Here is a 15,508-nt window from a genome sequence, read left to right on the forward strand (position 1 = left end):
GAACCATACGATGAAAAAGATCATCCAATTTTCGGTGAACAATAAGTTTGCCCTCTGGCTCATGACGATCATCATCACGGTTGCTGGTATTTATGCGGGAACATCGATGAAGCTCGAGACATTGCCAGACATCACGACACCGACCGTGTCGGTGACGACGATTTATCCAGGTGCTACACCAGAACAAGTTCTAGATGAAGTCAGTCGAGAACTTGAAAGTAAGGTCGAAAATTTATCAGGAGTCGATACTGTACGCTCGACGTCCTTCCAAAATGCATCGAACCTACAAATCGACTATAACTTCAGTACGGATATGGAAGAAGCCGAGCAAAAAGTAAAAGAAGCTCTTTCAAACGTCGAATTACCGGAAGGTGTTCAGGAACCACAAGTATCACGGATTTCCTTTGATGCATTCCCGGTCATCGGTTTTGCCGTTTCGGATAAGGAGCGTTCCCTGTCTGAGTTGACGAAACTCGTTGAAAACGAACTTCAACCGAAGCTTGAAGGAATCGAAGGGGCGCAGACGGTTCAAGTCGCGGGTCAAGAGATTCGCCGGATCGAAATTCGCTTCGATGAGAAAAAACTCGAACGTTACGGTTTAACCGAAGAGAATGCGAAACAATTGATTCAAGCTAATGATTCCCGTTTAGCGCTTGGCTTATACGAGTTGGGGGATAAGGAACAAGCAGTCGTATTAGATGGAAAAGCAACGACGGTCAAGGAATTAAAAGATCTTCGTCTTCCCTATACACCACCAGCATCGAATACTCCTGAAGCAGGACAAGCAGGACAAGCAGGACAAGCAGGACAAGCAGGACAAGCAGGACAAGCAGGACAAGCAGGACAAGCAGGACAAGCAGGACAAGCAGGACAAGCAGGACAAGCTCCATCGTCAGCCCCTGCGGCTTCCCAAACGACACCATCGACAAGTGCGGCGTCAGATCAGGCAACACAGACGGCACCAACGCAAGTACCAACTGTCACGTTGTCACAAGTCGCGACGATTGAAGATAAAGGGATCGAGGAATCGATCTCGCGTTCGAATGGTGAACGATCGATTGGGGTTCAAGTAACGAAGTCGCAAGATGCGAATACAGTCGATGTCGTCAATGCAGTCAAGCAGATAATCAAAGACTTTGAAAAAGAAAACGGTTCGGTCAATGCATCTGTGACACTTGATCAAGGAAAACCAATTGAGGAATCTGTTTCGACGATGATCAGTAAAGCATTGATTGGTGCGTTATTTGCGATCGTCATCATCTTGCTGTTCTTACGAAACATTAAATCAACGATCATCGCTGTTATTTCGATTCCATTATCGCTTCTGATGGCCATTCTTGTGTTGAAGCAGATGGATATTTCCTTAAACATCATGACACTCGGAGCGATGACGGTCGCGATTGGTCGAGTCGTTGATGATTCCATCGTCGTCATCGAAAATATTTATCGCCGTTTGACGGATCCGACGGAAAAGTTAAAAGGAAAAGAACTGATCATCAGTGCAACACGAGAGGTATTCATTCCAATCGCTTCGTCGACAGTCGTTACGATCGCGGTCTTCTTACCACTCGGGTTCGTTACGGGATTCGTTGGTGAGCTCTTCTTACCATTCGCTTTGACAGTCGTCTTTGCACTGTTCGCGTCCTTGATCGTTGCGGTTACGGTCGTTCCGATGTTCGCTGATTCGCTCTTTAAGCGTGGTAAAGCACCAAAACCGGAAAAAGAAGAGGGCGGAAAGTTGGCGAATGGATATCGCCGTATGCTGAATTGGTCTCTCAACCATAAACTCATCGTCTTTGGTCTTTCAGTCTTGCTATTGATCGGTAGTTTTGCTCTCGTACCAACGATTGGTGTCAACTTCTTGAATCAAGAAGGAGAAAAGACACTCTACGTCACGTACAATCCAAAACCTGGTCAAACGCTGGATGATTCGTTAAAAGCAGCTGATCAAGCAGAAGATTATTTCAACAAACAAAAAAATATCGATAATCTTCAATTTACCGTCGGTGGAGAAAATCCATTGAATCCAGGGAATACGAAACAAGGGGTCTTCATCGTCCAATACGATCCAGACACGGAAGATTTTGCAGATGTTAAACAGACAGCCATCAAACAGCTGAATGCTGACATTCCGACAGGAGAATGGAAAGAGCAAGACTTTAGTGGTGGCGCAGCTTCGTCAGGCGTCTCGTACTCTATCTTTGCGAATAATATTGAAGATTTAGAAGCAGTAACACCGAAATTCGTCGATGCGATCGAAGGTGAGTCGAAGTATGTTCGAAAAGTAACGACAGATTTAAAAGAAGCGTATACGCAATATACGTTCGAAGTCGATCAGCAAAAAGCGGCTGAATTCGGCGTTTCAACAGCACAACTTGCGCAGGGCATTGCTAATGTCCAAGGAGAAGAAAAACCACTTTCTACTATTAAGGTAGATGGGAAGGAACTCGATGTCATCGTTCCAAACGAACAAACGACATACGATTCCGTTCAAGATTTGGAAGAGACGGATGTCGTGACACCGCTTGGCGTGCGCAAACTGTCCGATTTTGTTGAAGTGAAGAAAGGAACGACTCCTGATTCGCTCAACGAACGTGATGGAAAACTCGTCGCTACCGTTACAGCAGAACTAAAAACGGATAAAGCAACCGAGGCTTCTCAAGCGATTGAAAAGTCCGTCAAAAACATTGATCGTCCGACAGGCGTCTCGTATGAGCAAGGCGGAGTCACGGAGCAGATCCAAGAGTCGTTCACACAACTTGGTCTAGCAATGGCAGCAGCTGTAGCGATCGTCTATCTTGTCCTCGTCATTACGTTTGGAGGAGCATTGACACCACTCGTCATCTTGTTCTCACTTCCATTCGCCATCATCGGTGGACTGGTTGCCCTGTTGATTACAGGAGAGACGATTTCTGTGTCATCCTTGATTGGTGCGTTGATGTTGATCGGAATCGTCGTGACGAATGCGATCGTCTTAATCGACCGTGTCATTCATAAAGAAGCGGAAGGTTTATCGACGCGTGAAGCACTACTCGATGCAGCAGGTACACGTTTGCGTCCGATCTTGATGACGGCACTTGCGACGATTGGTGCACTTGCACCACTTGCGCTTGGACTCGAAGGTGGCGCATTGATTTCAAAAGGGTTAGGTGTGACGGTCATCGGTGGACTGACGAGTTCGACGTTGTTGACACTCCTCATCGTGCCAATTGTCTATGAATTCTTAGCACGTTTCCGTAAAAAGAAGTCAATTGATTCTTGAAAAAACGATTAAATGACTCAAACTGACAGGTATGTAGAAATGGCTATCCTAAGCCGTTCTACAGCCTGTTTTTTTATTTTGTTACAAAAGTATTACGAAAAAGAATTAGCGTTAAAGAACTGTAACATGATGAAAATCTGGAACATGATAGGATAAATACAGAAATTATCTGACAATTCAGACGTAAAAAACATTCATACATAAGAGGAGAATGAATCGATGAAAGCTGTCACTCGTGTTTTGTTAACCTTAACGTTACTCATCAGTAGTTGGACACTCGTCCCAGCATCAACGCAAGCTGCAACAAGTAAAAAAGTAGTGGTGTCAGTGGATGTGCTAAATATTCGTGCAAAAGCTGCTGTATCGAGTAAACGAGTCGGGCAATTGAAACTTGGACAAGCTGTAACCGTCGTAGGTCAGGTCAAAGAATGGTATCAAATCCGTCATCAAGGAAAATCAGCATATATCGCTTCTACATACACGAAAGCATATAACGCTAAAGCGACGAAAGGTCTTAGTAAAACAGGATCAACGATTGTTTCGGTAGCAGAAGGTCTCAAAGGACGTCCTTATGTTTTTGGTGCGACAGGTCCTGTTAGCTTTGATTGCTCTGGATTTACACGCTACGTTTATCAAGCACTAGGAAAATCACTCCCACGTACGGCAACGGCTCAATACTCAGCAACAAAACGTACGGCACCAGGCGCTGGTGATCTCGTCTTCTTTACACATGGAAGTGGGATTCAACACGTTGGAATCGCTGTCGATGGTGGTACGATGATCAATGCGAACTCGTATTATGGAAGAGTCGTCAAAGAATCGTTCCGTGGTGGCTACTGGGGATCACGGTATGTAGCGGCAGGAACTCTTTAAACAAAACGAAGCGACGAATTCAAATCGATGAACTCGTCGCTTTTTTATATGGATTCAAGTGTGAGGAAGAACAGTCGTTCCAGCAATGAATGTCGAGGGTACTTCGATTTGTGGACGAGCAACGAGATCTTCGCGGACGGTTAATTGAAAAGCATGTCGCCCGATCGTGGCATAAGGGATCGCGATCGTCGTCATCGCTAAGACTTCAGCGAGTTCACTTCCATCAAAACCAATGACAGACAGGTCTCCAGGAACCTGATAGCCTTGTTTTCGGAGTTCTAAGATGAGACCAGCTGCCACGTGATCACTTGCGGTCAAGATAGCGGTCGGTCGTTGTTTTTGTTGCATCCAGCGTCTTGCGACGGTCGCACCGTCTTCAATCGTCAAGGTCTGTTCATAGACGAATTCGTCACGTACGACCTCTTGATACGCATGTTTACGCGCCAAGCTATTCGTACTGTCCGGTCGTCCGAGACAGATGCCGATGCTCGTATGTCCCTGTTGTCGTAGATGTGCAAGTCCTTGTTGAAAGGCCGTATAGTGATCGATATAGACGGCAGCGACATCTTCATGATGTTCACAAAAGACGATCGGACCATATTGTTCATACGATAAAATCGCTGATAAGGGAAGACTGTGCGACACGACGATGAGTGCGTCGATTTCCTGTTGCGCCAGCGCATCCAGTGCCAGTTGCTCATGCGTTTCCACATAATTCGTTTGCCACGTCAAGAACCGATAGCTCGCGTCAAAGGCGGCTTGCGCGATGCCTTGAAGAATGGCAGCGTGATATGGATGATCAACGAACGGAAGCATGACTCCGACCGTTTTTGTCATACCCGTCGATAGATGGACAGCAGTCTGATTACGGATATATCCGAGTTTTTCGATAGCTTCTCGAACAGCTTGTCGCTTCTCGTTCGCAACGTAAGGATGATCATTTAGTACACGTGAGACTGTCGTAACGGACACGTTGGCTTCACGTGCCAAGTCTCGGATGTTCGTCATCGCGCATCCCTCCTGGATTACATCTTACGAGATAATCGTCGTTCAAGTCGGCGCCAATCCTGTCGAGAGACGGGAGCCGAGAATGGAGCTGTCTGCTCAGCCAATTCATTGATTTTTGAGAGTAGTCTTATTTTTTCTTGAGGAGACAAATCAGGGTATTGATCGACCAACGTGTGCTGACACAAATAATAGCCTGCTGGTGTATGCAATTGTTCGATGGCCCACTCAAAAGCAACATTTCGTTTAAACAGTTGTGTTAACCGTGTATGAATCGACATGATGATTACCTCCTTTTTAGTGTATATCAAGACGATAGGCTATGAAACGCGTTTCACGGCAAGAACTATTTTTGAGCAGTGGATCGATTGGAAAAATTCAGCAAGAATTGACCAGTTAGACAAAGAAGTCTATGATTGTGACGATACAACACAAAGAGGGGCGAACGTAAAATGGAATCGACAGACTCGAAGCTGGCATTAAAAATGCTCGTTGTTCTATCTCGGACGATGCATGCGGTGACGGAGCAAGTGAAGGCAGACATCAAAACACATCAGTTGAATTTATCGGAATTCGGAGTTCTTGAATTGCTGTACCACAAAGGGGACACGCCTCTACAACAAATTGGCGATAAGATTCTATTAACGAGCGGAAGTGTGACGTATGTCGTGGATAAACTTGAAAAGCGTGGGTTGATTGCGCGAAAATCATGTGCGACGGATCGTCGTGTCACGTTTGGGACATTAACGGAAGCTGGACGCGAACTAATGGAAGAGACATTCCCGAAACATGAAGCCTTTTTAGCAGACTTATTTAACGATTTGTCGGTTTCTGAAAAGGAACAGTTGATTGATCAGTTGAAACGAATCGGTTTACGAGCCGAACATTATACGCCGCTCGAAAATGTGTAAGAATTAGCACTCATAAGATCAAGAAAGCTCAGGTCACGGACTTGAGCTTTTTTTTATTCGTTTGGAAGTCAAACTAATTGACAAACGAAAAGGTGGTTGGTATGTTTAGTTACAGAATTTACTTTAAATAAAAGGGAGAAATAATAATGACTAAATTACTTTATGTAACTGTTAACCCGAAAGCTACAGAACACTCTTTCAGCCTTCAAGTCGGTGAAGCATTCCTCGAAAGCTACAAAGCAGCGAATCCTTCAGCTGAAGTAGAAGTTCTTGATCTATATAACGAAACAGTCCAAGAAATCGATACAGATGTTCTAAGCGCATGGGGCAAATTCGCAACAGGCGAAGAGTTAACAGAAGTGGAGATTGCAAAAGTCGGTACGATGACAAAACATCTCGAGCAATACATGGAAGCAGATGAGTATGTCTTCGTCACACCAATGTGGAACTTCTCTTTCCCAGCGCGTCTCAAAATGTACATCGACAGCGTTCTTCTTGCAGGTAAAACATTCGCTTATACTGCAGAAGGTCCAAAAGGCTTGATGGAAGGCAAAAAAGCACTCCACATCCAAGCAACAGGTGGCGTCTACACAGGATCTGGTCTCAACTTCGGTGATGACTACCTCCGTCAAGCGCTTGCTTTCACTGGTGTAACAGACTACGATGCACTCTTCATCGAAGGTATGGCAATGAACCCAGAAAAAGCAGAAGAAATCAAAGAAGCAGCAATCGCTAAAGCGAAAGAACTCGGTCGTTCATTCTCAACTGTCAACGCATAAGATAAGCGTCAAAAAGGCTCCCGCCGTGTCGGGAGCCTTGAGACTGCAGACAAAGCGTAATTTTTCTCTTAACGAGAAAGATTGCGCTTTTTTGTTCATCTCGCATCGTTTTCCTGGGACAAGCATCGCGCCGCTTCACTTCGTTGCAGGGTCGCTCTTGCTTGTTTTCCCTAAGAAGCGATGTCGAGTGAACAAAACGATTCTCTGATTATCCTTTTTCCAGAGATAAAAAGAATGACACGTCATACGCCACTCCTACAGGAAAAGCGCGATTTTGCGCTGTCAGAGACAAACAAGATCCGTTTTTCTGCTTGAATGAAGCGGAAAAACTGGCTTGTGTCTCGCCTGAGGAAAGGGCGTGAAAGGACGCGTCATTTTTTAAGTCAGCCCTTTTTGTGTGCATTCAAGAGAGCGTTGATTTTTTGCGAAGTACAAGCGTTACGAAGAACAACAAGTCTTTAAGTTTCTCAAAACCACGAGGATGCGTCGAGATGCGATACAGCCACTCTAGCTTCAGTCGACGAAATAATTTAGGCGCACGTTTACTGTGTCCTGACCAAACGTCGAACGCACCACCGACACCGATGAAGATGCCATGATCGACGTGATCATAGACGGAAGCGATCCATTCTTCTTGTTTCGGTGCACCGAGTGCGACGAGAACAAGATCAGCGTCTGCTTCTGTAATAGCTTGCGTTGCTTCTTCTGTCTTTCCAAAACCATGAAACGTTCCTACAAAGTGGATATTCGGAAACCGAATCGATAACTGACGAATCAACGATTTCATGACTTCCGGACGTCCACCGAGTAAAAAGACACGCTTCTCGAGTGCGTCTGCCGTCCGCAATAGTTCACGTGCGGTCTCGATTCCTGGCAATGTCGCAGTGAGTGGTGCGCCCATCCGTTTACTGGCAGCCGTCACACCGATTCCGTCTGGTGTAATGAACGTCGCCCGTCGTAAGATGGCATCGTAAGAAGGTTCGCGCAATGCACGCAACACGAGCTCTGGGTTCGCCGTGACAAGAAAGGCTTTTCCACGTTCGTGTAAGATTGTTTTAATATGGGTATACCATTGCGAAGGTGTCGCATCGACGAATGGTAGTCCGAATACTTGTTTTGTCTGAATCATAGTTTTCCACCTCATCATCCATCATAGCAGAATCAAGACGGACGAACAGCGACTTGAGACTGAAAAAGGAGCGGATTCACGTGCATCCATCTTGGCAAACCGTGTTAAAAGAAGAAAAGGAAAAACCCTATTTTCAAGAACTGTGGGCTTTTTTGAAGGAAGCCTATCAAACGACGACCGTCTATCCTCCGAAAGAGCGGATCTTTCATGCGTTCGATGCGGTCGCTCCAGAAGATGTCCGGTGCGTCATCTTAGGGCAAGATCCCTACCATGGTTCACGTCAGGCGAATGGACTCAGCTTTTCCGTGCATGACGGAGTGCCGATCCCTCCATCCCTTCGAAACATGTATAAGGAACTCGTCTCGGATATCGGTTGTCCGACTCCGACATCCGGTAATCTCGAAGCATGGTCACGACAAGGAGTCTTCTTACTCAATACGTCGCTTACGGTTGAAGAAGGGAAAGCGGGATCCCATGCTAAAAAAGGTTGGGCACCGTTTACGGATCGGGTCATCGAAGTATTAGGAACGCAGACACAACCAATCGTATTCATCCTCTGGGGAAATCATGCGAAGAGTAAAAAAACGCTGATCGATACGGATCGTCATCTTGTTCTTGAAGCTGTCCATCCGAGTCCCTTGTCCGCAAGTCGTGGATTTTTCGGTAGTAAACCGTATTCGCAAACGAATGCTTGGCTGAAAGAGCAGGGAAGAGAGCCGATCGACTGGTGTTTGTCGTAAATTAAAAGCGTGTGTCCCGTTGAATGCGGAACACACGCTTTTTGAGTTACTTAGCGGCTTGAGATCGCCGGTTCCTCATCCATCATGAATTTTTCGACGACGAGAGCAACACCATCTTCATCGTTCGAAGCGGTCATATACTGTGCTTTTTCTTTGACGGTATCGGCTGCATTCGCCATCGCGACACCAAGACCTGCCCATTCAATCATCGATAGATCGTTGTTACCGTCTCCACAAGCAATGACTTCTTCTTGAGCGATTCCTAGTTTTTCAGACAGTAAGGCAAGGCTTGTTCCTTTTGTCACACCGTCTTCCGTGAATTCAAGGAAAAATGGCTTCGAGCGAGCTACTGCAAGTTCACCCGCAAGTTCCTGTTGAAGCGTCTGTTCGACGCGCGCGAGGTGCGTCTCTTCTGCCATCATCAAACACTTGACGACAGGTGTTTGAATCGCGGCTTTAAAATCAGCGACAGGGATGACTTCCATGCCTGTCAGTTGTCCTTCAAGCGTCGTATACTCGTTTGGTTGTTCTGTCAGGATTTCATCTCCGATATACGTGTGGATGTAGACGCCTTCCCGTTTACTCAAATCGTCGAGGCGGTGGACCGTCTCCGGGGAAAGCGTGCTGAGGAAGAGCGATTCGTTCGTTTTACAATCAATGATTGAAGCGCCATTAAAGCTCAGGATGTAACTGCCATAGCGAGCGAGTTCCAGTTCTTTTGCGAGGTCGAGCATGGCAAAAGTCGGACGACCGCTAGCGAGCACGACCTTCTTCCCGCGTCGCTGCGCAGCGAGTAAAGCTTCTTTCGTACGTGGTGAAATCGTATGGTCACTTGTCAACAAGGTATCATCTAAATCGAGAACAATCATTTTATACGTCATACATTCAAACCCCTTTCAATTATCTGTATATCGTAACAACTTGTCCCCCGTTCGACAATATACTCTCCTCGAAGAGAGTATGATAAAGTGGAAACAGAGCCCGTACGGAAAGGATTCCAACTTTATGAAATATCTCTTCATGATCATATCAAGTCTATTATTAGCAGGATGCAGTACGATGTTTCCGCATCCCGCCTCTTTACTCGAACATCCGTCCCTTCCGGCATGGGAGCAGTCGTTGAAAGAACGGATTGACCGCGATTTGCCGAAACAGGCAGAGATCGTGGCGCCACGAAATCAAGCGGTATCCCGCCTATACGAACTCGTCGACTTAGATCGAAACGGTAAAGATGAAGCGATCACCTTCTACCGTAGCGAGCAGGACGGGCGCTTCACGATTCATCTGCTCGTCCATGAACGACAAGGCGAAAAATGGCGACTCGTGGCGCGACAGACGGTAGCTGACGGTCGAGCCATCGATCGACTCGAAGTCATAACTGACGCACGACATAAACAAAACCATCTGGTCATCGGTATTACCAGTTATGGTGAAAATACGTTATACATCATTGAACAGTTACTATCGAAGCAACGAGACGTCACGAAAGTCGATCGGTATGATCGTCTGTCGGTAGCTGATTTGAATCAAGATCGAGAGCGGGATATGGTGCTTCTGCAAAAGGGCAGTCCGTCTCGTTTGATCTATTATAAAGACATCCTGTCGAAAGAGCACCAAGAGACGACGCTTTCGACGCAGGATGGCGATTTATTCGCAGAACATGATTTATTTGAAGTCGATACGATCAATGCCGCTCGGAATAAAGGCTTGATCGTCTCGTATACACGAGATGCAAAAATGCACATCGCATTATTCCGTTTAGCGAACGATACGTTGGAACAGGTCCGTTTCGGTCAGGTCGATGAGATCGTCGAACCGATGTATACATTCCCGAAAGACGTTGATCAAGACGGAATCGTCGAGTTTGGTCATCAATACACGCCAGCAGGCAGTAAAGGGCGTGAGGGTGAACCAAAACCGCGCATCACGGCATACTACACATGGAATGGATCAGATAATCCACCATTTCTCGAGAGTGGGTTCGAACTGCGAGAAGAGCAGTACATCGATCAAGAATACAATTTTGTCATGCGGTTCCCTGCCAACTGGGCGACGCGTGAAACGATCGAAAAACGCGAAAATCGTGTTCGGTTCATCAATCGAGAAACGAAGCAGATTGATTTCGAATTAGAGGTCATTCCGAAGAATCAATACATTGCTAGTGACCAAAAACGAAAAATCAAAGAAGGTATCGATTATGTCTATGTGATTGATGCGACGAAGGATTATGAAGTGTTCGTCAATCGTGTCACACTCGTGGAATAAAGAATCAGGGGGAGAAAAGAATGACCAAAATACTAGTAGCCGAAGATGAACATGCGATTCGCAGTTTCATCGTCATTAACTTGAAACGGGCAGGCTATGATGTCATCGAGGCGGAAAATGGGAAAGAAGCGCTTGCGCAATTTGATCAACAAACCTTCGATATTTTGTTACTCGATATCATGATGCCGGAAGTCGACGGTTTTGCCGTCTGTGAACAGGCGCGAGCAAAGGATGAAGTCGTCGGGATCATCATGCTGACGGCACGGACACGAGAAGAGGATAAAGTCATGGGACTAAGCGTAGGCGCGGACGATTACATCGCGAAGCCGTTCAGTCCAGCAGAGCTTCTTGCGCGCATCCAGTCACTGTTACGACGGGTAGAGACGTTACGCCGCAGAAAACAGCCACGTGAACTCGTCTCTGGACCGTTCCGGATTGATTTAGGGGCGAAGCGCGTGCAAAAAGAAGGTGTCGACGTCGAAGTGACACCAACTGAATACGATTTACTTTGCCACTTCATCAAAAACGAAGATCAAGTCATGTCGCGAGATGAATTACTCGATGCGGTATGGGGTGAGAATTACTTTGGTGATCGGAAGACGGTCGATGTCAACATTCGCCGTCTTCGTCAAAAAATCGAAGAGAATCCAGCGGAACCGAAGTTCATCGAGACATTGTGGGGACATGGATACAAGTGGCGTAACGAAGAATGAAGCGCCAGATATTGATGCGGTTCATGACGATCATCACGGTGACAGTCTTACTCGTCATCGGAATCCTTTCGTTCGTGACCTATAACTATTACTACGTGACGGCGACAGATGTCTTAAAACGTCATGCGAATGCGAGTGCTGTCTTATTTGCGAATAGCGGCCTCGCTTATGATTACGCTGATTCAGAAGCGACGATTCATGATGTACTCGATTCTTACGCTTATCCGGACGCCGAGATCGAAGTGTTGGATGCAACAGGGATTCCGCGTTACTCTTCGACCGGATTCATCTCGGAACGTAAGTTGACGCGAGCAGCGGTCAATCAAGTAAGGGCGGGACAGACCGTCACGAAACGATATGACGATGAAGCGACGGGAGAACATTTACTGGAAGTAACAGAACCTGTCGTATCGTTCGGTCAGACGACGGGAGCGCTTCGTTATACGACGTCGCTTGAGCGAATCGATCGACGTGTGATCGAAATTTGTTTAGCGATCGTCCTCCTGGGTACAGTTATTTGGGGACTTGCCTTCATCTATTCCTCGCGTCTCGTCTCGTCGATCGTCCGACCGATTCAAGAAGTCATCGGTGCATCGGACCAAATCGCGAAACAGCATTACGACGTCAAGGTGAACGAGGAATACTCGTTCGAGCTTGGAGAACTAGCGCGGACGATCAATTATATGGGGCAACAGATCAAACAGCAGGAAACGTTGAAAGATGAATTCATTTCTGGTATCTCTCATGAATTACGGACACCGCTGACATCGATCAAAGGCTGGAGTGAAACGTTACTCGTCGAACAGGATCAGTTGCCGGAAGAGGCGTCGCTTGGGATGGGCATCATTCATTCGGAGACGGAGCGTTTGATTTCGCTCGTTGAGCAGTTACTCGATTTCTCGAAACTCGAGACGAGTCGCCTCGTCTTATACCGTCAGGAAGTCAACTTGACGGAAATCATCGAGACCGTAACAGCGCAACTTCGTCAAAAGCTGGAAGAAAAAAATGTCCAGATCGTACAGAAGTTACCGGCGCAAGTCGTCGGTCTATACGACGAAAACCGATTGAAACAAGTCTTCTTGAACCTGCTTGATAATGCGATCCGCTTTTCTCCAGTCGGTGGCACGATCACCATTCGACTCGTTCGTTCAGAGCGTGTGTTGTTCCTCTCCTTCAGTGATGAAGGACCTGGCATTCCGAAAGAGCACTTACGTCACGTCACAGAAAAGTTCTATCAAGTGCAAAAAGGAAAGGGCGGAACAGGGCTCGGACTATCGATTTGCCGAGAACTCGTCGAAGCACATGAAGGCAAGCTATTCATTGATAATCAGCCGGAAGGCGGCGTCATCGCGACGATTCTGCTACCTGTCACGAAAGCGTAAACACTGAGACGGGCAGAGTGAAACAGAAACTGGTAAAGTTAAGTGGATTATAGTACGAAATGGATCAGATGATAGGAAACGGAGGAATCAGTCATGGCACTTGGTGTTTCAAATGGTACGCTTCAACCGCTCTCCGGAAAACCGAACGCGGTATCTACTCAAACCGATCTACAGGATATGAAAATGCGTCCGCTCCCGTTCAAAGGAACGCTTGCAGATTCAAAGTTTCAATTACTACGTATCCTACAAAGCCTCGACCGCGTCAAAGTCGTCAAGGAGGAAGGGATATACATCCACGCCATCTTCACAAGTAAAGTCTTTCGCTTCAAGGATGACGTCGAATTTTACTTCGATGAAGCTGCACAGGTGATTCATTTCCGTTCGGCATCACGTGTCGGGTACTCCGACTGGGGCGTCAACCGTAAACGAATGGAAGACATTACGCGTCGCTACGAGGAGGGCTTACGATGAAGACCTATCAATTAGTTGTCATTGGTGGTGGGGCAGCAGGGATGACGATTGCTGCCGGTGCAGCAAGTCTTGGCGCGCACGTCGCCCTGATCGAACGGCATACGCACCTAGGCGGAGATTGTCTCCATTATGGTTGCGTTCCTTCAAAGGCTTTGATCGAAGCGGCGCACGATGTCCATGTCATGAAGCGAACGGCTGAAAAGTACAACGTGACGCTGAACGGGGACGCGGTCTATTCGAAAACGAAAGCAAGCGTCGATCGGGCACGTAACATCATTCAATCACACGATGGCACGAAACGATTCGAAGACCTTGGTGTCGATGTCTATATCGGAGAAGCGACATTCCTCAGTGCTCATGAAGTGGAAGTGGCGGGACAGCTTGTCGTAGGTGAGAAGTTTGCGATCTCGACGGGATCTCAACCCATCATTCCACCGATTGACGGACTCGATACGATTGATTATTTAACGAACGAGACGATTTTCGAATTGACGGAGCGTCCGGAGCGACTGCTCGTCATCGGTGGTGGTGCGATTGGTCTTGAGTTATCGCAAGCGTATGCGCATCTTGGAACAGAAGTCACGGTCATCGAGGGTATGAAGACGTTACTCGGAAAAGAAGATCGCGACATGGTCGAAGTCATTCAACGTCAGCTCGAACAAGAATTGACATTACATCTCGATACGAAGGTCACGCACGTCCGCAAGTCGGCGGGGGGCATCGAAGTGACGGTCGAAGCAAACGGCGAATCACGTGTCATCGAAACGGATGCCGTGCTTGTAGCGGTCGGTCGTAAGCCACGCATCGAAGCACTACGTCTCGATCGAGCCGGTGTACACGTCGAAAAAGGATTCGTCCAGGTCGATGGTTCACTTCGCACAAGTCAACGACACATCTTTGCGGTCGGAGATACGATCAACTCGCTCCCATTTACGCATGTCGCAGGGCTTGAAGGAAAAACGGTCGTCACGAATGCTTTATTCGGTCTACGGACGAAGCCGGATTATCGGGCGGTTCCATGGGTCACATTTACGACGCCTGAATTATTCCATCTCGGATTGACGGAAGACGAGGCACGCAAGAAACATGGGGAGATCAAGGTCTATCAGACCGGTCTCGATGAAGTCGATCGTTTTGTCATCAATGGTCAGACAGAAGGGCGCGTCAAGCTCATCGCCGATAAGCGTGGAAAACTGATTGGAGCACATGCAATCGGAGAACAAGCGGGTGAGTGGATGCAAGAAGTCGTCTATGCGATGGCACGTAAAGATAAGGTCGGTCAATTGTCGCGTGTCGTCCACCCATATCCGATCCGTGGTGCTGCTGTTCAGCGTGCTGCTGATGTCTACTGGCGTGAACGTCTATTCGCTGGTCCGATCCCAAAATGGTTGAAACGTTATTTCGACTGGAAACAAGGAGAATGATTCATGCAACAACCTGCTACTAAACGGAATTTCGTTCCGCTCGTCATCCTGCTGACGCTTGTCATCAATTTGCTCGTGGCCCTTTTATTCTTTGCGCCACCAGTACAAGTTGATTCAGGATTCGATTGGACATTGCTTCCTTTTTTGAATGCCATCTTCAATAGTTTTACCTTCATGCTGTTGCTCGGCGCTTGGATTTCCATTCGTCGTGGCAATCGGGTGAATCATCGTCGCTTCATTGGTGGTGCGATGATGACGACGACTTTATTCTTAATTTCGTACGTCACGTATCACGCCGTCAGTGAATCGACGAAATTCGGGGGCGAAGGTTTCGTTCGCCCTGTCTATTTCTTTATCCTGATTACGCACATCATCCTAGCTGCAGTCATCGTTCCACTTGTCTTGATGTCACTCGCGCACGCTGTGAATCAAAACTTCGAGAAGCATAAAAAGTGGACACGCTTTACGATGCCGCTTTGGTTATACGTCAGTTTGACCGGTGTCATCGTCTATATCATGATTCGTCCGTATTATTAAAAAAAGCTCCTTCGTGG

At 47.1% G+C, this 15,508-nt stretch carries 15 protein-coding genes; 11 read left to right on the top strand and 4 right to left on the bottom strand.

The window, feature by feature from the left end:
* Positions 1-10 precede the first annotated feature (10 nt).
* Positions 11-3,262 (top strand): efflux RND transporter permease subunit, encoded by a 3,252-nt coding sequence (locus EXG77_RS00895; protein ID WP_035395588.1) that lies wholly within the window; start codon positions 11-13, stop codon positions 3,260-3,262.
* A 219-nt stretch (positions 3,263-3,481) separates the two neighbouring features.
* Positions 3,482-4,135 carry a C40 family peptidase gene (locus EXG77_RS00900; protein ID WP_052017075.1) on the top strand — a complete coding sequence of 218 codons (654 nt, stop codon included), beginning with the start codon at positions 3,482-3,484 and terminating at the stop codon, positions 4,133-4,135.
* 54 nt (positions 4,136-4,189) lie between these two features.
* On the opposite strand, the gene EXG77_RS00905 is transcribed toward EXG77_RS00900, so the two are convergent.
* Together EXG77_RS00905 and EXG77_RS00910 are read right to left on the bottom strand one after the other, a co-directional pair.
* Entirely contained in the window at positions 4,190-5,143 is a 954-nt protein-coding gene (locus tag EXG77_RS00905) for a LacI family DNA-binding transcriptional regulator (protein WP_023469712.1), read from the bottom strand.
* A 17-nt stretch (positions 5,144-5,160) separates the two neighbouring features.
* Complete coding sequence (locus EXG77_RS00910; RefSeq protein WP_023469711.1) at positions 5,161-5,421, bottom strand: hypothetical protein; 261 nt, start codon at positions 5,419-5,421, stop codon at positions 5,161-5,163.
* Positions 5,422-5,592: 171 nt separating this feature from the next.
* On the opposite strand from EXG77_RS00910, the gene EXG77_RS00915 reads away from it, so the two are divergent.
* Both EXG77_RS00915 and EXG77_RS00920 read left to right on the top strand, forming a co-directional pair.
* Positions 5,593-6,051, top strand: coding sequence for a MarR family winged helix-turn-helix transcriptional regulator (locus EXG77_RS00915; protein WP_023469710.1), 459 nt, complete (start codon positions 5,593-5,595; stop codon positions 6,049-6,051).
* 146 nt (positions 6,052-6,197) lie between these two features.
* Positions 6,198-6,830 carry an NAD(P)H-dependent oxidoreductase gene (locus EXG77_RS00920; protein WP_023469709.1) on the top strand — a complete coding sequence of 211 codons (633 nt, stop codon included), beginning with the start codon at positions 6,198-6,200 and terminating at the stop codon, positions 6,828-6,830.
* Positions 6,831-7,233: 403 nt separating this feature from the next.
* Here the strand turns inward: EXG77_RS00920 and EXG77_RS00925 are convergent, their stop codons facing one another.
* On the bottom strand, positions 7,234-7,959 hold the full coding sequence (locus EXG77_RS00925; protein WP_023469708.1) for a WecB/TagA/CpsF family glycosyltransferase: 726 nt from the start codon (positions 7,957-7,959) through the stop codon (positions 7,234-7,236).
* Positions 7,960-8,039: 80 nt separating this feature from the next.
* Between EXG77_RS00925 and ung the strand changes: the two genes are divergently transcribed.
* Positions 8,040-8,699, top strand: a complete 660-nt coding sequence (gene ung, locus EXG77_RS00930; protein ID WP_023469707.1) for a uracil-DNA glycosylase — start codon at positions 8,040-8,042, stop codon at positions 8,697-8,699.
* Between the two features lie 50 nt (positions 8,700-8,749).
* On the opposite strand, the gene EXG77_RS00935 is transcribed toward ung, so the two are convergent.
* On the bottom strand, positions 8,750-9,580 hold the full coding sequence (locus EXG77_RS00935; protein ID WP_023469706.1) for a Cof-type HAD-IIB family hydrolase: 831 nt from the start codon (positions 9,578-9,580) through the stop codon (positions 8,750-8,752).
* Between the two features lie 139 nt (positions 9,581-9,719).
* Here EXG77_RS00935 and EXG77_RS00940 point away from each other — a divergent pair, with 139 nt between their 5' ends.
* The 6 genes from EXG77_RS00940 (at position 9,720) to EXG77_RS00965 (ending at position 15,491) form a co-directional block, all read left to right on the top strand.
* Positions 9,720-10,964, top strand: coding sequence for a hypothetical protein (locus tag EXG77_RS00940; RefSeq protein ID WP_238987903.1), 1,245 nt, complete (start codon positions 9,720-9,722; stop codon positions 10,962-10,964).
* A 20-nt stretch (positions 10,965-10,984) separates the two neighbouring features.
* Positions 10,985-11,677, top strand: a complete 693-nt coding sequence (locus EXG77_RS00945) for a response regulator transcription factor (protein ID WP_023469704.1) — start codon at positions 10,985-10,987, stop codon at positions 11,675-11,677.
* Positions 11,674-13,059 carry a cell wall metabolism sensor histidine kinase WalK gene (locus EXG77_RS00950; RefSeq protein ID WP_035395592.1) on the top strand — a complete coding sequence of 462 codons (1,386 nt, stop codon included), beginning with the start codon at positions 11,674-11,676 and terminating at the stop codon, positions 13,057-13,059. The genes EXG77_RS00945 and EXG77_RS00950 overlap by 4 nt, the downstream gene beginning before the upstream one ends.
* Positions 13,060-13,152: 93 nt before the next feature.
* Positions 13,153-13,530: a DUF1499 domain-containing protein gene (locus EXG77_RS00955; RefSeq protein ID WP_035395594.1), complete on the top strand. Its 378-nt coding sequence runs from the start codon at positions 13,153-13,155 to the stop codon at positions 13,528-13,530.
* Positions 13,527-14,954: an NAD(P)/FAD-dependent oxidoreductase gene (locus EXG77_RS00960; protein ID WP_029342906.1), complete on the top strand. Its 1,428-nt coding sequence runs from the start codon at positions 13,527-13,529 to the stop codon at positions 14,952-14,954. The genes EXG77_RS00955 and EXG77_RS00960 overlap by 4 nt, the downstream gene beginning before the upstream one ends.
* A 3-nt stretch (positions 14,955-14,957) precedes the next feature.
* Positions 14,958-15,491, top strand: a complete 534-nt coding sequence (locus EXG77_RS00965) for a DUF420 domain-containing protein (protein WP_029342905.1) — start codon at positions 14,958-14,960, stop codon at positions 15,489-15,491.
* The last annotated feature ends 17 nt before the right edge of the window (positions 15,492-15,508 follow it).

The sequence above is a fragment of the Exiguobacterium sp. OS-77 genome, from assembly GCF_000414195.2.
Classification (GTDB): Bacteria; Bacillota; Bacilli; order Exiguobacteriales; family Exiguobacteriaceae; genus Exiguobacterium_A; species Exiguobacterium_A indicum.